The sequence below is a fragment of the Vibrio viridaestus genome, from assembly GCF_003856525.1.
In the GTDB taxonomy this organism is placed as follows: Bacteria; Pseudomonadota; Gammaproteobacteria; order Enterobacterales; family Vibrionaceae; genus Vibrio; species Vibrio viridaestus.
Genome location: NZ_RJVQ01000009.1, coordinates 35,657 through 59,308 on the forward strand (window position 1 = coordinate 35,657; position 23,652 = coordinate 59,308).

The following is a 23,652-nucleotide window of genomic DNA, read 5'->3' on the forward strand; positions in this document are numbered from 1 at the left end:
CTATTTACTCAGAGCGTCAAAAATCGATTTAGAAAGACGGTAATTATACAAACGAGCTATCTTTTGCGAATAAAACAGCTGAGGTAGTTCGAAAATTGCTAATACAACAATTCCCCATATCGCCAATGGTATTCCGCAAATCATAAGTACAACGCACGTAATTACCAATACAATCTCGACTAAGAACTGAATGTAGCGCTTGAGATACAAGTGATGAAATCCACCGACAGATGACCATGCAAGTGCAGCATAAGTATCAGGGTCTTTGAGCTGCATAGAAACTACATGGTAGTATTGCTTGCGCTTTTCCGGCGATAACTCACCAACATCGTGCCTCAGCTTCTCTTCTCTTTCTTCAATTTCTTCGAATGGTATAAATAGATCTTTCATGGTATGTCATCCACGATCTTTTCAATCATATCAGGTTGGTTGCATTTTCTAATACGTTGTAAACCTAATTTCCAACCTCGATAAAAGCCATATTTTTCAATGCATAAACGAGTATATTCAGAGCATGAGGGCTCAAAATTACACTCTATTGAGAGTAGTTTTTTTGAACCACCTTTGCTCTGATACTTTTCAATCAACCTAAGCGACAGAATCTTGAGCATTATCTGCCCAAGGTGAGAATCACGGCTTCACGCTGCCAGAATAACATGAAGCGCTTTCTTTCAATGACCTGGAACACGACTTGCCAACCATCCTGAGCGTATTTATTTAAATCAGACTCTAAACGTTGTAAAGGCAAACCACTTGACCCTAATAGGATTGTTCCACATCCACCTTCGACGACATGAACGACTTTGTATTCTTTGTATTGACTCATTTCAACTACCTAGCTTGTTTAACTTGAGCAGCAATATAGCAAACCAGTAGCAAAAAATCTGTAACCTACTGTTTAATAATCAACATCTATCCCCAATACTCACTTTCAATACTCATACATTTCACCCCATCAGAATTGCTAAGCCAAATAATTCTCCTATAGTTAATCAAGAAACTAAGAGGAATTCATATGGTTAGCTTAGATATTGACTACGTCCGTCAACAGTTCCCCGCTTTTAAGTCAGATCTTCATCGTGATAAGATATTTTTTGAAAATGCGGGTGGCTCTCATATGTGCCACCAGGTCATAGACAGGCTTAACACTTACTATCATAACTTCCGAATTCAACCCTACTACCCTAACGAAGTCTCTCTTTCTGCCGGAAAAATGATGGATGAAGCTTACTCTTCACTGGCCTTGTGGCTAGGTTCCCCTTCATCTACTGTCTATTTCGGTCCATCTACATCGCAAAACACTTACGTCCTGGCAAATGCGATGAGTGAATGGTTGAATAGAGGGGATGAAATCATTGTTACTAACCAAGACCATGAATCGAATTCTGGTGTATGGCGTAAACTGTCTAAACAAGGAATTATTGTTAAAGAGTGGCAAGTTAATCGAGCTAGCGGTTCGCTCGATATCGATGATCTAAAAAGCCTGATAACTGAGAGAACGAAACTTCTTACTTTTCCTCACTGCTCAAATATACTGGGAGAAGTAAATCCAGTTAAAGAAATATGTGTTTTAGCTAAGCTAAATGATATTTACACTGTCGTCGATGGCGTTTCTTACGCTGGGCATGGTCTGCCAAATGTATCAGACCTTGGGTGTGATGTTTATCTGTTCTCACTGTATAAGGTGTTTGGACCTCATTTGGGTGTTATGGTCATTCAGTCAGACATCGCGAGTATTCTGAGTAATCAAGGTCATTATTTCAATGCGGCGTTAAGGGAAAAGCGGCTCATGCCCTCGGGGCCAGACCATGCTCAAATCGCGGCCGTTAAGGGTGTCATTCATTATTTCGAGGATGTATTTAGACATCACTTTGGCGAGGCACCATTCGATGCGGAAGCTCTAAAAGCACTGTTTAAAAACGCCGAAAAGGAACCTCTAACCAAGTTACTAGATTACTTCGTCAACCATAAAAGCGTTACAATTATTGGCCCTCAAAGTCCCAACAATAGAGCACCGACAATTTCTATTATGGTTAAAAACAAAATACCCTTTGAGTTAGCCAAAAAACTTGGAGAATTAAATGTACTGTGTGGAGCAGGACATTTCTATTCAGTTCGACTACTCGAAGCAATGGGAGTTTCACCTCAGACAGGCGTTCTTAGATTTTCTCTCGTACACTACAATACGTCTAGCGAGGTCGATAACGCTATCAAAGCAATTGACTACGCTATAAATGAGAAATAGTAAAAAGCCGGTTTAAAACCGGCTTTTTATTGATAATCAAAAACTAGATAACTTTTTGTTTGAGGATAGATGCGTTTTCTGGACATTCACCTCTTTCAAGCCATTCCGTTATATCAACAATGTCTTTAGGATAAACAGCTACAAAAATCTCATCGCCACTTTGTAAGTAGTTTTGTTCACCAAACGGTTCATAAGCTGTTGCACCTACAGAAATTACCGCGTACTCGGGATTCCCATTCGCTGATAGAATTTCTGAGATGTTTTCAAGCGGACCAGTGTCTTCCTGAGTATTCATTTTCTCAAGTAGCCATTCGATTAGAATCTCGTAAAAATAGCTATAACCGAGCACTTCAGTATCTACACCGTATGGATGAAGCACTCCATCTCTTTTAGCAAATGAAGCAAGTTTGTAGCCATCTAGCGTTCCACCAAGACTGAATTTATCGAGATCAACCCAAATATCGCTGACGCCTTTACTAAACTCGCCCCAGTTTTTCTTCTGAGAGATCTTTGTAGCCCCCTCTTTACGAACCGTACAATCATTGAAAGCTGCAAATTTTCTTGGGTAGATACCAATGACTTTACCTGCTTGATATTCAAGCTCACAATAAAGAGCGACTTCTGGCTCAAGTTGTGGGTTTTCCATACCTGATGCAACTTGGGTATCGCTCGATAACGGGTATACGTTTAGAAATGATTCAGATTTCGGAAGATAGAATGGAAATATGCCTTTAGGCGCGCCTTCTTTGGCCTGAACATTCAAAAAATCCTTCATTTCACCAGCTTGCTCAAGGTGCTTTGCAAAATTTCCAGCGACACCAAGGCCAATACATTGTTTTAAGTCCATATCTAATATCTTCACTAATCAATTAATCAAAAATCCATGATAAGCAATTTTATAAATTAGAGAAGCGAAAGATCATATTTTCTATACGGAATTTGATCCACCACATCTTGGTCCGATGCTTTTTAGAACTTAGAAAACAACGCTAGAAGTTTCATGTTTTCCTCAATAAATGTTACCGGTAAAATTTTCGACAGTTTATATGCAATCACACGTTATATTGGTAGGATGATGTCGATGCTCTCATTAAGAGAACTCAACATTATAAAGGAGCCACTAAGATGGAATTACCAATTAATAAAGAAACAACGTTATGCATTTCGCTCGCGGGGAATCCAAGTAATTTTGGTACGAGATTTCATAACTTTCTATATAAAGAACTGGGACTTAACTTTATCTATAAAGCGTTTACGACTGATGATATTGAATCGGCAGTAAAAGGTATACGTGCCTTAGGCATACGCGGATGTGGTGTCTCAATGCCATTCAAAGAAGCCTGTATCCCTTACGTTGATGAAATAACAGAATCTGCAAAAGCTATTGATTCAATTAATACCATTGTCAATGACAATGGTTATTTAAAGGCCTATAACACCGATTATATTGCTATCTACCAGCTATTAAAAAGAAATGAAATTTCTCCTGATACCACTTTTGCTCTCAAAGGCAGTGGTGGTATGGCTAAAGCGGTTGCATGCGCCCTAAGGGATCTTGGTTTTAAAAAAGGCTTTATCGTTGCGCGTAACGATAAAAAAGGTAAAGCATTAGCCGAAGTATCAGGGTTTGAGTGGTGTAGTGAATTGTGCGATACAGACATTCAAATGCTGATAAATGCAACACCAGTCGGCATGAAAGACACCAAACTCGCTGAGCAACTGTCTTTTAGTGAAGAACAAATTATGAGTGCTGAAATCATATTTGATGTCGTCGCTAAACCATCTCACACGCCATTAATTAAGAAGGCAATAGAGCTCGAAAAAATCAATATTCGAGGTAGCGACGTTTTTGCCATTCAAGCTCTAGAACAATTTAAGTTATATACCGGTGTCAAACCCGATAAAGATCAGTTCGCAAAAGCGTCCGTTTATTCTCGTTCCGAATAATATGATACTTTCAGGGCAGTTTCATAACTGCCCTGGGTCTAATTAATCTTCGATTAATAGCCCTTTCTCTGGCAACGGAAGAGATGTTTTGTACATAACCTGTTTAAGTGCAAAACTAGACCGAATATTTGATATTCCCTGAATCTTTGTCAAATGAGTCAAGATAAGTGTTTCAAGCGCTTTGATATCGGGAACAAGTACTCTAAGCAGGTAATCTTCTTCACCAGTCATCAAATAGCACTCCATGACTTCGGGGCGCTCTGCAACAGCCGTTTCAAAACGCGCCAACGCTTCTTCATCTTGCCTCTCTAAACTGACGTGGATAAATACATTCACATTCAGACCGAGTTTATCTGCAGAAACCAGAGAAACCTTACCGTTTAAAATACCAACTTCTTCTAAGCGCTTAACGCGGTTAAAACATGGTGTTGGTGACAAGTTCACCCGTTTTGCTAACTCAGCATTGGTCACATCCGCATTACTTTGGAGTTGACTGAGAATCGCGATATCTACCTTATCCAACTTAACCATAAACAATTTCCATATAAATCCATTTTAAGAGATAAATTATACTGTTTAGTTGATTTTATCAATATAAATAAGAAACCGATTTTCTCTAATATGACATAAACTGGAGTTCTATTTTACGATTAGGGAATAATCTCATGTCGGGACATAAAGAACTGAGAATTGGTATTCAGGGACAGAAATACTTCTCAGGCATCAAACTAAAATCCAACACGGTAGCACTAGTAGTGCTCATTACTGCTATTTTCATTTGGGGTGGTAATTGGCCAGTAATGAAAGAGGGATTAAATCACATTACTCCTCTCTGGTTTTCAATGGTCCGTTTTGCTCTTGGAGCTGCGACACTTTTTATTGTGCAAATTGTTGCAAAAAATCTTTACCTTCCTAAAAAGAAAGACTTGCCTCTAATCTTAAGTATTGGCTTGGTACAGATGCTGATATTTACTGCTTTAGGATCCATAGCAATGACCGTCGTTCCCGCTGGACGTTCTGCTGTTCTTGCTTATACAACACCTCTTTGGGTCATTCCATTTTCAGTTCTGTTATTCAAAGAGCATATTAGTCGTAGGCAGGTCGTAGGTACACTCTTAGGCATCATTGGTGTTGTTGTACTGTTTAACCCATTAGTATTTAATTGGAATGACTCACAAGCTCTTTTCGCAAACGGTCTACTGCTACTTGCATCGTTTTGTTGGAGTATGTGCATTCTCCACTTGAGATATACTAAAAATAAAGTCAACGCGTTCCAATTAGCACCCTGGCAAATGCTCGTCGCAACAGTGGTTTTAATCCCAATATCTTATATATTCGAGGGACCATTTACAGGTGACGACTCCACTGAATTTTGGCACATATGTCTCTACTTGGGCCCATTAGCAACGGCATTTTGTTTTTGCGCTGTAAATAGTGCCAGTCGAGCTCTGTCTGGAGCGACTATGTCTTGCGCTATGTTAGGTGTTCCTGTGCTCGGGCTTATTTTTTCAACGATTACCTTGGGAGAGTCACTTTCATTCAACCTAGTAATAGGAACACTATTTATTGTTGGCGGAATCTGCGCTGTTATTTCAACCAAATTTGCAAAGTAAAACTTTGCTCGTTGCATATAGTTCCCTTTTTTCCTATAGTCGTGATGTCCCTATACTTTCTTTTGGTTAGTTTACATCAAATCGTTTACATCAAAGCATAGGCTTTTATATCATTTAACTTATAACAAAAGGGAACGCCTTACTATGTCAACTTCAATCAAAACCGCCATCGTCGGTTATGGCTATTCAGCAAAAACGTTTCATATTCCCTTTATTACTAACCTTTCTTCTTTTGAGTTTGTCGCAATATCTTCGAGTAAAGCAGATGAGGTTAAAAAGGACTTTCCAGACGTTGTTTGTTATCCATCTCCCATCGAGCTTATCGAGCAAACTGATGCAGAATTGATCATCATTACATCACCCAATGATACTCATTACCCGCTAGCTAAACACGCTCTTAATCATGGCAAACATGTACTGGTTGAAAAGCCGTTTGTTACTCACAGCAAGGATGGGCAAGAGCTCGTCGAATTAGCCAAAGACAAAGGCTTATCACTTGCTGTTTATCACAACCGTCGCTGGGATAGTGACTTTAGAACGGTAAAATCCCTGATTGAATCAGGTCAACTGGGGAATATCCGCTGGTTTGAAACTCACTTTGATCGATTCAGACCTGATGTGCAAAAACGCTGGAGAGAAGACCCAACAGTTGATGGAGCAGGAATCCTATTTGACCTTGGGCCTCACCTTTTAGACCAAGTCGTTCAGTTGTTTGGTATGCCAATCGCAATAACAGCTCAGGTTGAGTGTCTCCGTGAAGACAACGGGTCAGATGATTTCTTTAATATTCTCCTAAAATACCCTACACATTATGTTCAAGTACATTCAACTCCATACTGTGCAGGAGAAACCCTTCGCTATAAAGTGATGGGTGATAAAGCTCAGTTTGTAAAAATCGGGCTGGATCCCCAAGAAGATAAACTGGTTGCAGGTAGTGGCTATCTCCTACCTAAATGGTCTGTAGACACTGAAGAAAAGTGGGGAATCTATTCTGATCAAAACGAAGAGTATAAAGTAGAGCCAACAGAAGGCGGCTATGAGAACTTTTATCTTAAATTAGCAGATGCTATCAGAAATAACGGCACCGTGCCCGCAACAGGCGAAGAATCACTGTGCGCTATTAAGTTGATAGAACTGGCAAGACTAAGTAGTCAAGAAAAACGTACTGTCGACTTGGTATAGTTACAATATAGGCTGATAAACTACCAGCCTTCTATTAGAGTTTTATAACTTTATGGCAAACCTTATCAAGCAACTGTTTTTCATGACTCACCAAGAGAACAGAACAACCAACCGCTTGTGACATTGTCACTAAAAGTGTCATTGTTTTCATCGCAATGATCGGATCTAAACGCGTCGTAGGCTCATCAGCAATAATTAGCTTTGGCTTTAATAACAGCGCTTTTAATAATGCGAAACATTGTAATTCCCCACCTGAGACTTCACTTGGCAGCCGCGACAAAAGTGCTTTATCAAGAGACAATTTTTCTAGTAATGGGATGACGTCAGCTCTGCTAATGTGGTGTAACTTACACAAATCATCTATGCCCTGCTCTATTGTCATTGACGCAGCAAAAGACGTTGGCGGATCTTGGTATAAGCTAGGGCTTTATATAAGACGCTAGGGCGTCACTAAATTCGTGATAGATTCCGTCGGTCCCAAGCAGTTCTGCTATACCCGCCCTCTCTAGCTTACGTGTGACAACACTATTCGGTCCAGAAACGATGACTTTGATTCCGCGAGCTTGGAAATTGGTGATAATTTCTTCTAATGCCTGGAGGCCCGTTACATCGATGAAAGGCACCCACTTTAACCGCAGTATAACCACACGAGGAAATTCCTGTATCTGACGCATGGTATGTTCAAAATTCTCAACAGCAGCAAAGAAAACTGGCCCATCTAGTGCAAAAACGAGCACATCATGAGGTAATTCTTGATAACCAAGGCGACCCAGTTCTTCATTTAAGTCAGCACATGTATCGGCTTTGACTTCAACACTACTAGCCATCCGTCTGACAAAGTTTAGTATGGAAATGATCACACCAATATTAACGGCCACGACTAAATCCGCAAAAACCGTCAATATAAACGTAACCAGCAGTATAACGACATCGGCACGAGGTGCTCGTCGACAGACTTTGAGAAAATGTCTAGCTTCACTCATATTCCATGCAACAACGAAGAGAATCGCGCTTAAGGTTGCAAGAGGAATAGACGACGCGAGAGGCGCTAATGCTAATAAGATGATAACCAGTGTTATCGAGTGCACGATTCCAGAAAGTGGACTTGTTCCACCATTACGAATGTTTGTTGCTGTTCTTGCAATAGCACCTGTTGCGGCAATTCCCCCAAAGAAAGGGGCGACAACATTGGCGATTCCCTGCCCAACTAGCTCTTGATTTGAATTATGTTTCGTCTCTGCCATTCCGTCCGCTACAACGGCAGATAAGAGCGATTCAATCGCGCCTAACATCGCGATAGCAAAAGCTGGCCCGATCAGTGTCAAAATGTGTGAAATTGAAAAATCAGGAATGGCAAACGCGGGTAATTCTCTTGGTATCCCACCAAAAGCAGACCCAATGGTTCGAATACCTTCGATATGTCCCGCGCTTACGATTACAGTCATAACGACAAGCGATATTAAGGGCCCGGGTATCTTTGATAAACGCGGAATATAGTTAGGAAGCAAGACCAAAATTAATGAACAGAAACCGACGATTAGTGTTGGCCAGTGGAGCTCGGGGAAGGCACCGAATAACTGGTAAAGCTTTTCATGAAAATGTCCATGAACTTCAACGTTGAGGCCAAAAAACTCTCGCCACTGACCTACCCAGATAATAATTGCAATCCCACTGGTAAAACCGATGATGACCGGGTCAGGAATGTAACGAATGATGCTCCCCATTTTACTCATACCCAAAGCAAATAAAATGCACCCAGCCATGACTGTTGCGACTTGCAATCCTCCAATACCGTGCTGCTGGACGATACCCGATAGTATAACGATAAACGCTCCAGTAGGGCCGGCAATTTGAATCCTCGAACCACCGAATAGAGATACACAGAAACCCGCGATGATTGAAGTATAAATCCCCTGTTCGGGTGCAACTCCAGAAGCTATTGCGAACGCCATCGCTAAAGGTAGTGCCACCACACCCACAATGACGCCTGCTATGATATTACGACTCCAATGTGTTTTGTTTAACAGCCCCACTTTATAGGCTTCGACAACCGCAAACATAAATACATAGCCTTATTATTAGAAAGGGCTTGAATGTTACTCTTATCTTTAGTCTTGTAAATTTTAAACTCTAGTGAGAGTCATGAAATCAGCGTAAAGATTGATTTTAATTAGGTTTTAGAAAGGATGTCGGCTGGTCAACGATAACTCGATTTCGTCCCTGATTCTTAGCTCTATACAATGCGTTATCGGCCTTTAATAATAACTTATCTTGATCGCATCTCACATCGATACAGCTTTCACTTGTCGCTATCCCTAAACTTACTGTAACGTTGAAAACTTGGTCGTTAGCACTAAACTCTAGCCTCATAATAGAACGACGAATGCGCTCAGCAATAACAAATGCAGCAACATAATCAGTTTCATTCAACACAATTAAGAACTCTTCCCCTCCATAACGACCAACACTGTCGTATTTCCTGAGTCCTTTTTTGATCGTTTTCGCGACAGTAAGTAAAACATCGTCTCCGACCAGATGTCCGTAGGTATCATTAACCACTTTAAAGTAGTCGATATCTAACATGATGATACAGAATGGTTTAAATGTTCGGTGAGATTGTGCAATAGCATGTTCTAGAAATTCAAGAATGGTTCCACGATGATAAATTTGTGTCAACGAATCGATACATGCTTGCTCTTTTACTGATGTGAGTGCTGCAGTAAGCTCTGTATTCAGTCTCTCTATTTGATTGTATAAGCGACTTTTTTCGACCACATAAGCAACATGAGAGGCTAAATCTCTAAAAATATGCATATTTTCTCGACTAAACTGATTTACTTTTCTAGAAGAAAATATGAGAAAACCCACCGGATTATCCCCTGCGACTAGCGGCCAAGAAAAGTTGCTTGCAATGCCTTCTTTAATAGCTAGACGAGTAGAAATAGAGTCAGGATTTTTTGCATAGTATGCACGGAGATCGTTGATAATGCGGGGTTCGGAATTGCTAAACATCTCTTCAATACTTGTGTCTTCGAGCTTAAGAGAAAATCCACGGTTAAGTTGAACGTTATCGGTATATTCAGTTCTAAACCAAGCGATCTCAAGCTCTCTTTTCTCATTAATCAGGAGACAACTCATACGCTCATAATGAATGACTTCCTTGAATGACTCGTAGATGTTGTGAAGCACCTCATCAAACCCCATCCCTTTGTTAACACTATTTGAGATATCTCGAACTAGTGCGTTGTGGCGTTTACAAAGAGCGAACTGTTTTAGAACCTGGCATATCTGTATCTCAAACTCATCGAATGTGTCAGTGTCAAGCAAGTCTATCTGGCAATTGGGGTCACTTACATCATTCAAATGCTCTCTCATGAGTTCGGTAAGATATTGTTTGCGCGTAATTTCCATTCTCATTATCCACAATAGTACTCACAATGTAGTACGAGATAACTAAGTATAGTTAAAGGAAAACAATGTTAGTTACGATTAATAGAAAAAAGCAGCTTTTAAACCCAGCTGCTTTTTTAAAATCAACTAGAAATATAAGGCAAAATATAGACGAGCAATGACCATACACCCACCCAACTCACGATAACCAATGTATCGAACCAATCTTTGCGCCACATAAGCATTACTCCCATAAATGGAAAGAGACACAGGCTTAAGAGCAATAATCGCGCCACTATTTAAGGACAGGTACGTGCTTAGGTCTTAAAAATGTATTTTTAAGAAATCCTTTATCCAATTTCATTGATTCAATAAATGCGTCTGCCATGGTAACACTGGTCATTTGTGACGGCGTAACCACATTCATAATGGCGTCATATCCTTCTTTACCTTTCATGGTATAAGCCGTTGATGTGCCGCAATAAATCTTTTCATCATCAATATTTACCCAAGCATTATCAATCCAGATTTTCAGCTCCCGAATACGATCATTAAAAGCATTCTGCGCCACATATTCAAACTCTAACCCATAGCAATAAGGAAAACTCCCGGTACCTGTACCTTCTACACCATTACTCAGAGCATTATTAATCGCGCCCTCTAACGTAGACCTTAATGAACTCCCGGTAATAAAATAAACGCCAATTGGTATAGCAAACGGCAAGAGTTTTCCGGCTATGTCAGCAGCGGTAATATCCCCAGGCTGCAACGAACACCTGACTCCACCGGCATTATGTAACCCAAACTGCACCGGAAAGCCGCGGCGCCTAGTAGCAAGGTAAAAGGACTTGGCAACAAGCGGAGCCACATCACTAGGCCCTTTTTCATCAGCAATACGCACGTGACGTAATTTTTGGTCTAATACTGCAAGTTTGTCTTCATCTAAAGCTTGGACTTGCGGTAAGTAATTTTCCCTTAATATCTTCTGTATATTAAGATCTTTCCTACATACCGAAATCAAAGGATGCCCATCGATCAAATCGCACACTTTATGATAGAGTTTTGTCTGCGACTCTTCTTCTCTATCGGCATCAATAAACAATCTACGACCAAGCAATAGTTGGTTTTTACCATTAAAAGAAATGACCTCACCATTGTCTGAAAAGTCGATATCACAATGCCCCACAGCCTGACCATAAAACCCAGACTGAACGATATAAGTGTTATTGATTTTTACGCCATAATCGTCCAACTTTTCGAGACCAATGGCTGAATAGTCGCCTTGAAGTACATGACTGTGCCCGCCAATGATCAAGCTAATACCATCCACCTCTGCAGCTAATTCTTTATCAGCCTCATATCCAAGATGACTAAGCAATATGATCTTATTAATACCGAGCGAATTCAGATAAGAAACAGTATTTTTTGCGACATGAGAAGAATCGACAAAAGGGGTATCCGGATCGGGATTTGAAATATCAGCCATACGATCGAGTGATAAACCGAATATTGCTAATTTTTCACCTTCAATGTCTTTAATAATTGACGATGCAATCGCCCTATCAGGATTATAACTATGCACTCTAGGATTTGTTGATAAACGTAAATCCTTACTTTCAATCTCGTTTGAAAGATCCCAGTTTCCGGCCAAAATAGGGAAATTAGCCTGCTCTGCAAATGCGGCGAACAAATCATTACCAACGTCTAGTTCATGATTACCAACGGTCATCGCTTCAATGCCGAGTTCGTTAAGCATATGCGCATTAGCACTTCCCTTGAACAAAGAGAAAAACAATGTTCCCTGAAAACAGTCTCCAGCATGAAGAAATAAGAAATTTCGCTCTCGCAAAATAGCCTCTTCTCTCATCTCTTCAACTTTCGTTTTGATACGAGAAAAGCCACCAGCACTTACATACGGCGTTAGGTGCTCGCCATCTATTTCAATCGACAAGGGCAACGAAATCGGTTCAAAGTAGGAATGGGTATCGTTTATGTGCGCGATAGTTAAAGAGAGTGCTGGTTTTGTCATAAGAATAACTACCTCTGTATAACTGCTTTACCAACGAGAGGCTCGTTTAGAAAATGCATAGGATTACCAAAACGTGATTGTACTCTAGATCCTGATAATAATCATTCTTATGCAATTTCAATGTGGAACAAAAGCGCGCAAGTTCATGAATTTTAAACAAGCTTATGGAAATAAATCTTTACCTCACCAATAATCGGATAAAAGGATGTCCGCAAAGGTGATATATGAAATTAGATAGAATTGAAATATCTGGCTTTCGAGGTATACGCCGTCTTTCTCTTTCCTTTGATGAGCTAACGACACTCATCGGCGAAAATACATGGGGTAAATCTTCTCTACTCGACGCGCTTTCAATCGCACTACCAGCAAATGGTCTTCCTTATCAGTTTACATTGGAAGATTTCCATGTCGATTACGCTATTTCCCAACCTCAGACACAAAATATCCAAATTATAATGAGCTTCGTCGCCAATGATCCTAAAGAAGTGAAAGCAGGACGATATCGTAAATTAAAACCTTTATGGCGACGCGATACTGAGGGTAACCAAAAAATTATTTATCGTATTAGTGGTTCGAGAGAGCAATACGATATCACCACAAAATACACGTTTCTCGATCTTCAGGGCAAGCCCATTACGCTTTCGGCTTCAGACAAATTTGCGCGTGAATTAATGAGCCTACATCCTGTCATTCGTCTTCAGGATTCCAGACGCTTTAATCGACCGTTTGATAAAGACCAACCGCAGGGCTACCATCCCAACGTAGAAAAAAGAATAAACAATACCTGCCGTCGCTTAATGGAGATACCAGGCCACGTTAATAAGGGAGAGATGAAAAGTAGTCTCAACGCAATGAACGCCCTGGTCGACCATTATTTTTCGTTCAAAAGTCATCATCGTAAAAACCCAAGAGTGGAACGAGACAGCATCGTCTATGCGAGTCCGTCAACAGAAAAAAGCTTCAGTGAGTTTTTAGCAGAAACGAACAACAAGCAAACCAGATTACTTTTTATGGGATTGCTCAATGCGTATTTGCAAGCTAAGGGGCCGCATGAATTAAGACGTTGCGCTAGACCTATATTGATAATAGAAGACCCTGAAGGCCGATTACACCCAACGCACCTTGCGCGTGCCTGGAACCTATTATCACTACTGCCTATGCAAAAAATCCTGACGACCAATAGTGGCGATCTGTTGGGTTCAGTTCCCATACATTCAATTAGACGACTCATCAGAACTTCTGATAAAACGATAGCGCTATCCATAAATAGCACCAGTTTATCGCGAGACGACTTGCGTAAGGTTGGCTTTCATATACGCTTCCATCGCTCTAGCGCCCTTTTCGCTCGCTGCTGGCTATTGGTCGAAGGAGAAACAGAAGTATGGCTGTTTAGTGAATTGGCGAGACAGTGCGGTTATAACCTTATCGCTGAGGGTGTACAAATCATTGAGTTTGCACAGTCAGGCCTGAAGTCGTTAATCAAAGTTGCCCGAGCTTTTGGTATAGACTGGCACGTTGTCGTGGATGGTGATGCTGCAGGAAAAAAATACGCCGATACAGTACACTCTTTACTAAAAGAAGAGCAACCACGTCACCGACTTACTGAGTTACCAGACAGGGATATCGAGCATTTTCTTTATTCGCATGGCTTTGAAGCTTTCTTTAAAGAAATGGTAAAAATTCCTCTCGAACATCCTATTCCAGCTAAAAAAGTCGTTGCGAAAGTCCTTAAAAAACATGCAAAGCCCGATTTAGCGTTAGCCATTGTTTCGCACTGTGAAGATGGCGGTATCGAGCGCATTCCTGTCCTTTTACGCTGGACACTAAAACGTGTGGTAACAATGGCGAATGGGAATACTTAGCCACATATCATTTAATTAAAGAACGGCCTTGCATCATAGCCAGGCCTTCTCTCTTCACACAATCGATGAGGGGGTTATCTTTACTGTCAGCTCTCCAGATGAAAGATAACGTACGTTCGATGTTTAGCTCTGGTGTATTAAGCACGGCTAATTGGCCCGCGTTCACAGAGTCTTTCACTTCAAGCCAGGGCAAACAAGATATAGAAAGACTATTATTGACAACACTTTTTATTACCGGCACAAAATCGTATTCCCTCCACACATTGAGATGTCTAATGTGCGGATAGATAGCGCTATCGAATACCGCACGTGTACCCGATCCCGGCTCACGTAGTACCCATTGCGCACTCTCTAACATTGAGAAGGTAACTTCAGACTCAAATGCAAATGGGTGTGATGGCGAAGCAACGATGACAAGGTTATCCTTACACCATTCTGTTTGCATCAACCTTTGATCATCACAACGACCTTCAACTACCCCCAAATCGCATTGAAAATTGAGCAGGTCGTTTATAACACCGTGTGTACTCTGGACCACAAAGTCGAGTCTTAATTCCGGAAACTTAGTATCCAACGAAGCGATTAGCTCTGGCATTAAATGCTCCGCTGGTGTTTGGCTGGCACAAACTCGAAGTAATCCACTAACTAATTGTTGATCAAGAAACCCGAGTTCTATATGTTTCGCATCCTGAAGTAGTTGTTTAACTCTGGGTCTTAGCCACATTCCCCAATAAGTTAACGACAAACGCTTTCCATGCCGTTCGAATAAAGGTCTACCAAGTACTTTTTCGAGCTGCGCTAGCGACATACTTGTTGCAGACTGAGTTAACGATAACTTTTCAGCGGCCAAGCTTACACTTCCCGTTTCACATATCGCTTCAAACACTGCAAGCTGCTTTAAGGAAAACTTCAAAGGATCACCAGTTAGATTTATTGGGCTTACAAGGTCTTATTTTACTTAGTATTTTATTAGTATCAATAATTTTGATATGGTTATTCAAAATTACAGATTTATCTAACCGTCATAAATTCGGTAATCTACGCTCAGTAATGTGCCTCAGCACACAGATTTTAAAATTTTTTATTATTTTTGGAGAATGCGAATGGGTAAAAATACAGATTTCTTCACCCCAGCAGAAATGATGGTCGAAGCGGAAAAATACGCCAGCGGCAAAACTAAGAAGTCTACCAGCACCATTCTTGGTTTGGCTGCAATGGCTGGGTTATTCATTGGCTTGGCTTTTGTTTTCTACATCACGGTAACGACGGGCTCTTCTTCCGCAGGCGTTGCCTGGGGGATGTCCAAGTTTGTTGGTGGCGTTGTATTCAGCTTGGGGCTTATTTTAGTTGTAATTTGCGGCGCAGAGTTGTTCACCAGTTCAGTGTTAACCATTCTTGCATGGGCAAACAAAGAAATTAGCGGTGCTAAAATGTTCGGTATTTGGGGCAAAGTATACTTCGGTAACTTCTTAGGTGCGATGCTTCTCCTGCTCCTAGTGACTGGTGCCGGTTTGTACCAGACAGGAGGCGGACAATGGGGATTAAACGCGTTAAATATTGCACAACATAAGCTACACCACACTTTTATCGAAGCTTTTACTCTGGGTATTTTGTGTAATTTATTAGTTTGTCTCGCTGTATGGTTAACATTCAGTTCACACAATGCATTTACGAAAGCATTTATGACTATTCTTCCGGTCGCGCTATTTGTATCTTCAGGTTTTGAGCACTGTGTTGCTAATATGTTTATGATACCACTCGGCATTACAATCCATGCTTTTGCACCGGAGACCTTCTGGTCCACTGTTGGTGTCGACGCTGCCCATTATGCTGACCTAACGATTGCTAACTTTATCTTTAAGAACCTCATTCCTGTCACTCTAGGTAACATTGTTGGCGGAGCTATTTTAGTCGGTATGTCTAACTGGTGTGTGTTTAGTCTTCCATATAAAAACAAACCTCATCATGATGAAAAACCAGCCGAAGGTTCGTCCGTTACTGAACATTAATCAACATCTTGATAGATAAAATAAAGGCGCCCGCAACACTGATGCTGCGGGCGCCTTTTTGTATTCAATTTTTATTATTGCTGAATACCTTCAACATACAAATGCATTTCGACTTTGTCGACAAGTCCCATTGCTTTAATGTCAAAATCAGCAAGATTCAACGTTGTTTCACCTTGGAAACCTGCACGCTTACCGCCCCATGGGTCATCACCAGCGCCGATAAATTCAGCATCGATTGTAACAGGCTTAGTTTTGCCATGAAGAGTTAAATCACCAGTAATCGCGATATCACCGTCACCCTTGTCTTCTACTTTTTTACTGACAAATGTCGCTGTAGGGTATTTACTTGCATCGATGAAATCGGCACTTCTCAAGTGCTTATCACGTTCAGCATGGTTTGAATCTAAACTGGTTGTATCAACCTTAACAGAAACCTTCGATGAATCTATTGCTTCAGGATCGTAAGAGAATGTGCCCTCAAACGTATTAAAACGACCGATGGTGTAGCTATAACCCAAGTGACTTACTTTAAAGTTAATTGATGCGTGAGCACCTTGAGTATCGATAACATAATCTGCAGCACTTGCTGCAAATGGGGTCGCTGAAGCCAGAGCTAGGCCTAAGACTAAAAGAGACTTCTTCATTTTGTAACTCCTAACATTTTATTGAGGGTGTTGTCCTTGGAAATAAAGTGATGCTTTAACGCAGCTAAAGCATGTAATGAAACCATGATGATCAGAGTCCATGCTGCATACGTATGTATAACACCCGCAATATCAGCCTGCTCTTGGAATAGTTGACCTGCTCCAGGAATATTGAACCAGTTAAATACCTCGATTGGACGACCGTCCTCAGTCGAAATGAGATACCCTGACACAAAAATTAAAAACAGATCCACATAGATAAAGTGGTGTACAGCATGCGCAAGTATCTGTTCGTATCGCTTGCCTTCAACCTTTGGTGATGATGTTTTCAGCTTCCAAATAACACGGAAGATAGTTAAAAACGTTAACAGAATGCCGATTGATTTATGCCAATGAGGGGCCGTGTGATACCACTGGCTGTAATAGGACAAATCAACCATCCACAAACCAACAGCAAACATGCCAATAACAAAAATCGCAGTCAGCCAGTGAATGATCCGGGCTGTTCTATTATACGTGGTAACTGCTTGTCCCATGACTGACTCCTTTCTCTATTGATGCCAAAGTGCATCCATGGATATATAAGTATTATGGATACAAGTATTTATCATTATCACATAAAGGAATAGTATTCTAATTTGACGATCTTATTCAAAATTTTTGAAGGTTTTGCATAGATATTGAACCGAATTCAGATTATTAATATTTACAAGCATTAAACAATTCACACATAATCAGAATTTAGTCAGGTAAAATACAAAAAGTAAAAAATTTTTGCAGGAGTGCTAGACGTTGTTATTGGATGTATTGGTCCAGAGTGTGAATGAGTTTCAAGTGGATTTTCGTCAACTTTGCGATAAACACTATCCTGCAATTCATAATCAGGGAATGACAGAGCACCATTTAGGGCTTGCTCTGGCCAGACGTATGGCTCGTACACTTATTGAGTTCGGACACGGATGTGATTACCAACCACTCGATATCAACAGAAATGGTGATAAAGCGCCCCACTATCGCGTTACTTCAGATATTGGTACCGTTTGGGTTATTACTCATCATTTCGTTAATGCAAGTCAAACATACCGTAATCAAATACTCAAAAAAATCGCGATATGGCGAGAAGAATATGGTTATGCGATTCAACCTAACGATTTGTTACTGTTAGTATCCGATCATTGGATTAATCGTCAGACTCAGAGTAGGAACTTACTTCACTGGTGGATGGGATCTTTACCGGATCATATTGAGGACTATCTTTCCCAAGGTATTACTTTGAAAGAATGTGATTCTCAACTCACTCAATCTTTAGATGAATATTTTCAGGCATCTCCCTGTTTTATAAAATATTCACACCCTTTACTTCGAAATAGAGACAATCTAAGTTTTAAAAAATACGTTCATCTGTACGCTGTTCTACAATGGGCATAATTAATTTGAACGATTAGTCAAAAATACCTTTAAAGTTGTCCAAATAATCAGGTTATTTTCATTTTAATATTTAACTATTAAATAACTATAGCTTTATTGATAGATATATTGATTAATATTTAATCAATGATTTCATCTATTTTCTCAAATGATTTTTTTATTTCACATCTCCTAGCAATAGTTATCTGAGCTAAGGTCTCATATCGAGTAAATTTATACTAAAAAGCTTAGTTCAAAATATTGACAATGTCAGATAATTGTCAATATTATTAAATGAGTATAACAAAGCCCTCCAGAAAAGTATTTCGTGAGGAAAAAGTGCAGCAGATGAAATTTAAAAAAAATTCAGTTCTAGATGATGCAATCATAAAGCTCCAGGATGGAGGTTTTATTGCTCATTACAAGCATCTGACACTAAGAAGCGTGTTTCAACCGATATTCTCGCGCGAGCAGAAGATTGTTGGCGTTGAAGCGTTAGTTAGAATTAATAACGCGCAAAATAGCGCAATCAATCCTGAGGAATTTTTCCATTCAAAATTCGTCAGCGATCTAGATAAAAGTAATGTTGAGCATTTGAGTCGCTCGATTCACATTCGTAATTACTCAATATCGCACTTTAAGAATCTAAAATTGTTTCTCAACGTACTTCCCAACTCTAGCCATCTTTTAGAGACATCTGTCTATTTTGACGGCTCATTATCCGACCGTTTAGCCCAATTAGAAATTGACCGTAATTTAGTCGTATTAGAAATAATGGAAATTGAATATGATAACGAACAACTTTTGTTTTCATCGACTAAAGAGTTAGCACGCAGTGGATTCCGTATTGCAGTCGATGATTTTGGTTCCCATGCTTCAACAAAAGAGCGCGTCAATATTCTTCTACCCGATATCATCAAAATGGACCGTTCATTGCTGACCGCTTACATGGCGGGTAATCAAATTCCACTTTTACAAGGTTTAGCATTTGCCAAACACAAAAACGCCCTAACAGTCATAGAAGGAATAGAAAGCGAAGCTCAATTTAAAGCAATGAGTGAACTTGATATCGATATGCACCAAGGATTTTATTTAGGAACTCCTCAATTTATTAATTCCCTTCACTAGTCTATTCAACGATTGTTGCAAGCTAAACTGATTGATAAATCCCCACTTATCATGCTTCATGATTAATATTCGAGCAGTTGCGCACAAGTTTGGCATATTCTACATAAATTTTTTTCACATTCAGCCGCTACGTAACCTATCTTTCTTTTAGAGGCTTATGCACTCTGAATAATATAATCAACGACGTTAGAGCGGAATATAAAAAATGGGAAAGCGAAACCAGTCAGTTATTGATGAAGAAGTTACTTTTGGTGAAAATGAGGAACTTGTCTCAACAACGGATTTAAGGGGAGTAATAAGTTACGCAAACGAAAAATTTTGTGACATTGCCGGTTTTACTTTAGAAGAACTTACCAATAAAAATCACAATATTGTTCGCCATCCAGATATGCCCAGCGCAGCCTTCAAAGATATGTGGGATCATCTCAAACGAGGTGAAAACTGGCGTGGTGCCGTAAAAAATCGATGTAAAGACGGCCGCTATTACTGGGTTGATGCCTACGTCACTCCAATTTATGAAAATGGCCAACTGATCGGCTATCAATCTGTTCGACGGAAATTAAGTAAAGAAGTTCGCGAACGTGCTGAGGCATTTTACGCAGCAATAAATCGAGGTGCAAAGGTTGATAGGTTCGCTTCATTAAAGACTGTTCCTTTCAAAATTGCGGTATTTATTTTGCTCTCAGTTGTTGCAGGCTTGGGCGCCACTCATATTTCACCCTACTTTTATGTATTAACTCCACTGCTGGCAATTCTTGTATTCTGGGTTGAGCTGTTTAAAAAGCCAGTTCAGGAACAAAAAATGAAATCACAGTACGATAGTGTTTCTCGTTACGTGTATAACCAAGATCCAACAGATATCGCTGACTTCCATATGAAAATTTACGATGGCAAAGTCAAAACGATTTTGGGTAGAGTGATTGACAGTGCACAAGTAATGAAAACGAAAGCTCAAGCTTTGGATACTGAAGCCATGAACTCTATGAAAAATGTGGAGCAAGAAGCGATTGAACTTGAAAGCGTCGCCACAGCAATGGAAGAAATGGTCGCGACTATCGATGAAGTTGCAAAAAATAGTGCAACCAGTTCAGACCAAGTAAGCAAAGCTTCAGTACAGTGTGACAACTCTGTCAAACAGATGAATTCTGCCAGAAGCAAGATCGAATCGTTAGTACATGATGTCGATGAATCTACGCAGTCAACCTTAGCACTATCAACGAAGCTCGACTCTGTTGGCTCTTTAATGAACGAAATCCAAGGAATCGCGGAGCAAACCAACTTGTTGGCACTAAATGCTGCAATAGAAGCTGCGAGAGCTGGCGAACAAGGACGCGGATTTGCCGTGGTGGCAGACGAAGTGAGAGCCTTAAGCCAAAGAACCCATACAACAACGGAAAACATTCAAGAAACTATGGGACAAGTATCTACCGCGCTAACCAAGCTAGTATCAACGATGGAAAAAGGACAGTCATCCGCTAAAGTCGCGGTCGAAAATGCCGAAGAAATAACGCAATCTATTAATCAGCTACAAGATATTATGTTGACGATATCCGATGCGTCTATGCAAATTTCAACGGCCACTGAACAGCAGTCTGCAGTCGCTAAGGAAATTAATGTCAACTTGTCTTCAATTCGGGATGCATCTCAAGACAACTTACGAGGGGCAAAACTGGTATCTTCGCTGTCTGGCGATATTCAAGAAAGGTCAGCTAATCTATCTTCATTGAGTCGTTCATTTAAATAGTTACCGAAATGCCCTTGGAAGTTAATAGTGTTAGCTGAGGGCATTTCTAATTAACTTTTTTTCGCTATACATACTCTTGTCAGCAATTTTTATCAACTCTTCAATGGATTGGCCGTGCTCAGGGTAAAGAGCGATGCCTATACTCACACGAACCTCTATCGAGATATCTTCAAATAACACATCTTGTTCTAAGCGGCTCTTCAGTGCCATCAGCTTTTGTTCAAAGACCCCATCGACTTCATTCAAATCGACACAAGCTACAAATTCATCACCACCAAGCCGCCCGACACAATTACAATGCCTGCATTGCTCAAGAAGCCTAGTAGCCACTACACGGATGACTTCGTCACCCGCGTCGTGTCCGTAGGTATCATTGATCGCTTTAAACTCATCTATGTCCACAAACAAAACAGCAAGTTGATGGTTCTCTTCTACAACATTAGACAGTAGTTGCTTGCTCTTTAGTTCAAAAGCTCGCCGATTCAATAAACTGGTTAAATCATCATGATTAGCGAGGTGGAAAAGTTCCTCTCGCTGGCTAAGAAGCTCTTCGGTTTGTTTGTCTACCGCCGATTGAAGCTCATCTCTTTTAACCGTTATCTTGGTAATTGACTCTCGCATTTGATTACACATATGAATCAATGACATAAATTCGCTATCGAGCTTACCTGTCGCACTAATTTCATGATCAAACCGACCGCGGGCCAAATTAAAAAATGCGTATTTGAGCGTCTTTGAACCGCGCAAAAATCTAACGTAAATTAGCCAGCTAACTATAAATACCACCAGAGTAAATACCACAAGTTTGATACCCATAAGCCATACGACTTTTGCCTGCTCCGCTGTGTTTTCAACCACCTTCTGACGAACTAAGAACAACACTTCCTCCGACATATTTTGTATGATCATATTGTAGCGGGAGTGAAGTATTTCCAAACCTTCTTTGGCAGCGACTTGAGTATTTTTACTCCAATAAAGTTGCTCTTGTTTAACGAGAGAACGCAAACTGCGGTTAATCCGCGATAAATTTTCTAAAGGTAGGTACTTATAATCAGCATCAGCTAAGAGTTTATCTAGGTTTGTTTGTGCCTTTTGAACTTGTATAAGACTCTTGTTATCAGAATACTGTAGAAAAATCCAAAGCTGGCCCCGGAGTTGATCAACCGACTCCTGAACTTTAAGCAGGTAATTTACTTCATTCTTTGTCCTTGCCTGTTCATTAACAAGGTTAAGCGAAGAGCTCACAACTAACACCAGCAATAGACTGGTCGCTGTGATTAATCCTATAAGTTTTTTTGATAACGAGTTAAACATAGCGGCTACTCTACTACCAGGCCATCAGGCTCAAGATTGATATCCGTTGCAAGAAACTGCCGATAATCTGGGATTTCACCATTAACCAATCCACTTTCTTTCGCCCACCGAGCTTGCAACTGCAAGTTTGATAATAGTGAGTTACTTAAAGAAAGCCTGAATACATAGTCGTCCCATGACCAACTAAGCTGCGCATAATTTAGCTGCAACATTTCCGCAATAATATTTTTTGCTTTAACAGGATTATTGTTAATCCAATTAACCGCCTGATCGAGTGTCCTAATAAGGGTACGAACGCTACTCTCATTAGCATGAATATATTCATTCATAGAAATGAGATTAAAAGTTAGATGATAAATGCCTTGCGTTCCAATATTAACGATTGGCGCCGAAGCCTTTAGCTCAGTTTGGTATCCATAGGGTTCCCAAACGGAGATAGCATCCACACCGTAGGAGTATAGCTCTGGCGCTAGGTCTTCAGGCTTAAGATATACTTTATTGACTTGTTTAGGATCAATGCCATTCACTAAAAGAAGTGAATATAAATAGAACTCACTCGAACTGGCTTTTACGACGCCCACCCGTTTACCAATTAAATCTTGGACAGAATTGACACCTATATTCGATATAGATAACAACTTCAAATCGTTATCTGAATTAACGAATGTCGTTAGAATAGAAAAATTGTTCCGTTTGAAACTGTCGAACATCACCACGGATTCGGACGATGTAGCGAAGTCAGCTTGGGCATCAAACATCCTTTCAGCACAATCAACACCACCGAAGCACGGGACCAACTTAACGTTTAGGTTATTTTCTTTAAATAGGTTTAAGTATTGGGCAATTAAAATGGGAGCAGATAGCGGAGTTTGAGACACGGCAATTCGGAATGAAGAGAGCGGTGTCGTCGTTTCAATAATGGGCTTTTGCCCAAATACATTTATGTATAAACTCACCACACCTACGACAGCCACCACAGGCACGGCGATCTTTAGTAAATCTAAGGATCGCATCACGTACTATATTCCACCTAGCTAACATTTAAACCGAATTTTTTGTTGTTTATTATTTGAACTATTATAATGGTCAACCAATTGACTATTTAAATATAGCAGTAGAGTATTCCTTTTGTCAGCGT

Annotated in this window: 22 protein-coding genes and 1 pseudogene; 9 read left to right on the forward strand and 14 right to left on the reverse strand. The window is 40.3% G+C overall.

From position 1 onward, the window contains the following. Genes EES38_RS17035 through EES38_RS17045 form a run of 3 tightly spaced genes read right to left on the reverse strand, consistent with a single transcriptional unit; the run spans window position 1 to window position 826 of the window. Window positions 1–390 (reverse strand): hypothetical protein, encoded by a 390-nt coding sequence (locus EES38_RS17035; RefSeq protein ID WP_124938423.1) that lies wholly within the window; start codon window positions 388–390, stop codon window positions 1–3. Beyond that, window positions 387–611 carry a membrane protein insertion efficiency factor YidD gene (gene yidD / locus EES38_RS17040; protein WP_124938424.1) on the reverse strand — a complete coding sequence of 75 codons (225 nt, stop codon included), beginning with the start codon at window positions 609–611 and terminating at the stop codon, window positions 387–389. Before yidD ends, EES38_RS17035 begins: the two co-directional genes overlap by 4 nt. Next, complete coding sequence (locus EES38_RS17045; protein WP_124938425.1) at window positions 611–826, reverse strand: DUF4177 domain-containing protein; 216 nt, start codon at window positions 824–826, stop codon at window positions 611–613. Before EES38_RS17045 ends, yidD begins: the two co-directional genes overlap by 1 nt. 189 nt (window positions 827–1,015) lie before the next feature. Between EES38_RS17045 and EES38_RS17050 the strand changes: the two genes are divergently transcribed. After that, window positions 1,016–2,245, forward strand: a complete 1,230-nt coding sequence (locus EES38_RS17050) for an aminotransferase class V-fold PLP-dependent enzyme (RefSeq protein WP_124938426.1) — start codon at window positions 1,016–1,018, stop codon at window positions 2,243–2,245. A gap of 43 nt (window positions 2,246–2,288) precedes the next feature. Here the strand turns inward: EES38_RS17050 and EES38_RS17055 are convergent, their stop codons facing one another. After that, entirely contained in the window at window positions 2,289–3,092 is an 804-nt protein-coding gene (locus tag EES38_RS17055) for a DUF5718 family protein (RefSeq protein ID WP_124938427.1), read from the reverse strand. Between the two features lie 278 nt (window positions 3,093–3,370). Here EES38_RS17055 and EES38_RS17060 point away from each other — a divergent pair, with 278 nt between their 5' ends. Beyond that, window positions 3,371–4,192 (forward strand): shikimate 5-dehydrogenase, encoded by an 822-nt coding sequence (locus EES38_RS17060; protein ID WP_124938428.1) that lies wholly within the window; start codon window positions 3,371–3,373, stop codon window positions 4,190–4,192. A 42-nt stretch (window positions 4,193–4,234) separates the two neighbouring features. Here the strand turns inward: EES38_RS17060 and EES38_RS17065 are convergent, their stop codons facing one another. After that, the gene (locus tag EES38_RS17065) at window positions 4,235–4,723 is read right to left on the reverse strand and encodes an Lrp/AsnC family transcriptional regulator (protein ID WP_124938429.1); all 489 of its coding nucleotides are present in this window, start codon (window positions 4,721–4,723) and stop codon (window positions 4,235–4,237) included. Window positions 4,724–4,857: 134 nt separating this feature from the next. On the opposite strand from EES38_RS17065, the gene EES38_RS17070 reads away from it, so the two are divergent. Together EES38_RS17070 and EES38_RS17075 are read left to right on the forward strand one after the other, a co-directional pair. Further along, complete coding sequence (locus tag EES38_RS17070; RefSeq protein ID WP_124938430.1) at window positions 4,858–5,805, forward strand: DMT family transporter; 948 nt, start codon at window positions 4,858–4,860, stop codon at window positions 5,803–5,805. Window positions 5,806–5,949: 144 nt separating this feature from the next. Further along, complete coding sequence (locus tag EES38_RS17075) at window positions 5,950–6,987, forward strand: oxidoreductase (protein ID WP_124938431.1); 1,038 nt, start codon at window positions 5,950–5,952, stop codon at window positions 6,985–6,987. Between the two features lie 34 nt (window positions 6,988–7,021). Here EES38_RS17075 and EES38_RS17080 read toward each other — a convergent pair whose 3' ends face one another. The 4 genes from EES38_RS17080 to EES38_RS17095 all read right to left on the reverse strand — a co-directional run bounded on the left by EES38_RS17080 (window position 7,022) and on the right by EES38_RS17095 (window position 12,406). Beyond that, a complete protein-coding gene (locus tag EES38_RS17080) occupies window positions 7,022–7,369 on the reverse strand; it encodes an ATP-binding cassette domain-containing protein (RefSeq protein WP_124938432.1) in 348 nt (115 codons plus the stop codon). Between the two features lie 37 nt (window positions 7,370–7,406). Beyond that, window positions 7,407–9,047, reverse strand: coding sequence for a SulP family inorganic anion transporter (locus tag EES38_RS17085; protein WP_124938433.1), 1,641 nt, complete (start codon window positions 9,045–9,047; stop codon window positions 7,407–7,409). Between the two features lie 106 nt (window positions 9,048–9,153). Continuing rightward, the gene (locus EES38_RS17090; RefSeq protein WP_166434299.1) at window positions 9,154–10,398 is read right to left on the reverse strand and encodes a sensor domain-containing diguanylate cyclase; all 1,245 of its coding nucleotides are present in this window, start codon (window positions 10,396–10,398) and stop codon (window positions 9,154–9,156) included. Between the two features lie 274 nt (window positions 10,399–10,672). Further along, window positions 10,673–12,406 carry a bifunctional metallophosphatase/5'-nucleotidase gene (locus EES38_RS17095; RefSeq protein WP_124938435.1) on the reverse strand — a complete coding sequence of 578 codons (1,734 nt, stop codon included), beginning with the start codon at window positions 12,404–12,406 and terminating at the stop codon, window positions 10,673–10,675. 224 nt (window positions 12,407–12,630) lie between these two features. Between EES38_RS17095 and EES38_RS17100 the strand changes: the two genes are divergently transcribed. After that, window positions 12,631–14,268, forward strand: a complete 1,638-nt coding sequence (locus EES38_RS17100; RefSeq protein ID WP_124938436.1) for an ATP-dependent endonuclease — start codon at window positions 12,631–12,633, stop codon at window positions 14,266–14,268. 7 nt (window positions 14,269–14,275) lie between these two features. On the opposite strand, the gene EES38_RS17105 is transcribed toward EES38_RS17100, so the two are convergent. Beyond that, window positions 14,276–15,181, reverse strand: coding sequence for a LysR substrate-binding domain-containing protein (locus EES38_RS17105; protein ID WP_124938437.1), 906 nt, complete (start codon window positions 15,179–15,181; stop codon window positions 14,276–14,278). Between the two features lie 184 nt (window positions 15,182–15,365). On the opposite strand from EES38_RS17105, the pseudogene focA reads away from it, so the two are divergent. Continuing rightward, a pseudogene (gene focA, locus EES38_RS17110) lies at window positions 15,366–16,214 on the forward strand (formate transporter FocA); the annotation flags it as partial. A 137-nt stretch (window positions 16,215–16,351) separates the two neighbouring features. On the opposite strand, the gene EES38_RS17115 reads toward focA, so the two are convergent. Together EES38_RS17115 and EES38_RS17120 are read right to left on the reverse strand one after the other, a co-directional pair. Continuing rightward, window positions 16,352–16,921, reverse strand: a complete 570-nt coding sequence (locus EES38_RS17115; RefSeq protein WP_124938439.1) for a YceI family protein — start codon at window positions 16,919–16,921, stop codon at window positions 16,352–16,354. After that, window positions 16,918–17,457, reverse strand: coding sequence for a cytochrome b (locus EES38_RS17120; protein ID WP_124938440.1), 540 nt, complete (start codon window positions 17,455–17,457; stop codon window positions 16,918–16,920). The genes EES38_RS17115 and EES38_RS17120 overlap by 4 nt, the downstream gene beginning before the upstream one ends. 256 nt (window positions 17,458–17,713) lie before the next feature. Between EES38_RS17120 and EES38_RS17125 the strand changes: the two genes are divergently transcribed. The 3 genes from EES38_RS17125 to EES38_RS17135 all read left to right on the forward strand — a co-directional run bounded on the left by EES38_RS17125 (window position 17,714) and on the right by EES38_RS17135 (window position 21,200). Continuing rightward, complete coding sequence (locus tag EES38_RS17125) at window positions 17,714–18,349, forward strand: hypothetical protein (RefSeq protein ID WP_124938441.1); 636 nt, start codon at window positions 17,714–17,716, stop codon at window positions 18,347–18,349. Window positions 18,350–18,676: 327 nt separating this feature from the next. After that, window positions 18,677–19,456 (forward strand): EAL domain-containing protein, encoded by a 780-nt coding sequence (locus tag EES38_RS17130; protein ID WP_124938442.1) that lies wholly within the window; start codon window positions 18,677–18,679, stop codon window positions 19,454–19,456. Window positions 19,457–19,661: 205 nt separating this feature from the next. Next, window positions 19,662–21,200: a methyl-accepting chemotaxis protein gene (locus EES38_RS17135; protein ID WP_124938443.1), complete on the forward strand. Its 1,539-nt coding sequence runs from the start codon at window positions 19,662–19,664 to the stop codon at window positions 21,198–21,200. 30 nt (window positions 21,201–21,230) lie between these two features. On the opposite strand, the gene EES38_RS17140 is transcribed toward EES38_RS17135, so the two are convergent. After that, window positions 21,231–22,514, reverse strand: a complete 1,284-nt coding sequence (locus EES38_RS17140) for a GGDEF domain-containing protein (protein ID WP_124938444.1) — start codon at window positions 22,512–22,514, stop codon at window positions 21,231–21,233. 5 nt (window positions 22,515–22,519) lie between these two features. Further along, window positions 22,520–23,527, reverse strand: a complete 1,008-nt coding sequence (locus EES38_RS17145; protein WP_124938514.1) for an ABC transporter substrate-binding protein — start codon at window positions 23,525–23,527, stop codon at window positions 22,520–22,522. Window positions 23,528–23,652 lie beyond the last annotated feature (125 nt).

Coding starts and splice junctions, on each gene's coding strand:
- EES38_RS17045 (WP_124938425.1), bottom strand. CDS start 826: ATGAGTCAATACAAAGAATACAAAGTCGTTCATGTCGTCGAAGGTGGA.
- EES38_RS17115 (WP_124938439.1), bottom strand. CDS start 16,921: ATGAAGAAGTCTCTTTTAGTCTTAGGCCTAGCTCTGGCTTCAGCGACC.
- EES38_RS17095 (WP_124938435.1), bottom strand. CDS start 12,406: ATGACAAAACCAGCACTCTCTTTAACTATCGCGCACATAAACGATACC.
- EES38_RS17085 (WP_124938433.1), bottom strand. CDS start 9,047: ATGTTTGCGGTTGTCGAAGCCTATAAAGTGGGGCTGTTAAACAAAACA.
- EES38_RS17100 (WP_124938436.1), top strand. CDS start 12,631: ATGAAATTAGATAGAATTGAAATATCTGGCTTTCGAGGTATACGCCGT.
- EES38_RS17090 (WP_166434299.1), bottom strand. CDS start 10,398: ATGGAAATTACGCGCAAACAATATCTTACCGAACTCATGAGAGAGCAT.
- EES38_RS17070 (WP_124938430.1), top strand. CDS start 4,858: ATGTCGGGACATAAAGAACTGAGAATTGGTATTCAGGGACAGAAATAC.
- EES38_RS17130 (WP_124938442.1), top strand. CDS start 18,677: ATGAAATTTAAAAAAAATTCAGTTCTAGATGATGCAATCATAAAGCTC.
- EES38_RS17145 (WP_124938514.1), bottom strand. CDS start 23,527: ATGCGATCCTTAGATTTACTAAAGATCGCCGTGCCTGTGGTGGCTGTC.
- EES38_RS17120 (WP_124938440.1), bottom strand. CDS start 17,457: ATGGGACAAGCAGTTACCACGTATAATAGAACAGCCCGGATCATTCAC.
- yidD (WP_124938424.1), bottom strand. CDS start 611: ATGCTCAAGATTCTGTCGCTTAGGTTGATTGAAAAGTATCAGAGCAAA.
- EES38_RS17075 (WP_124938431.1), top strand. CDS start 5,950: ATGTCAACTTCAATCAAAACCGCCATCGTCGGTTATGGCTATTCAGCA.
- EES38_RS17065 (WP_124938429.1), bottom strand. CDS start 4,723: ATGGTTAAGTTGGATAAGGTAGATATCGCGATTCTCAGTCAACTCCAA.
- EES38_RS17135 (WP_124938443.1), top strand. CDS start 19,662: ATGGGAAAGCGAAACCAGTCAGTTATTGATGAAGAAGTTACTTTTGGT.
- EES38_RS17140 (WP_124938444.1), bottom strand. CDS start 22,514: ATGTTTAACTCGTTATCAAAAAAACTTATAGGATTAATCACAGCGACC.
- EES38_RS17060 (WP_124938428.1), top strand. CDS start 3,371: ATGGAATTACCAATTAATAAAGAAACAACGTTATGCATTTCGCTCGCG.
- EES38_RS17080 (WP_124938432.1), bottom strand. CDS start 7,369: ATGACAATAGAGCAGGGCATAGATGATTTGTGTAAGTTACACCACATT.
- EES38_RS17055 (WP_124938427.1), bottom strand. CDS start 3,092: ATGGACTTAAAACAATGTATTGGCCTTGGTGTCGCTGGAAATTTTGCA.
- EES38_RS17050 (WP_124938426.1), top strand. CDS start 1,016: ATGGTTAGCTTAGATATTGACTACGTCCGTCAACAGTTCCCCGCTTTT.
- EES38_RS17035 (WP_124938423.1), bottom strand. CDS start 390: ATGAAAGATCTATTTATACCATTCGAAGAAATTGAAGAAAGAGAAGAG.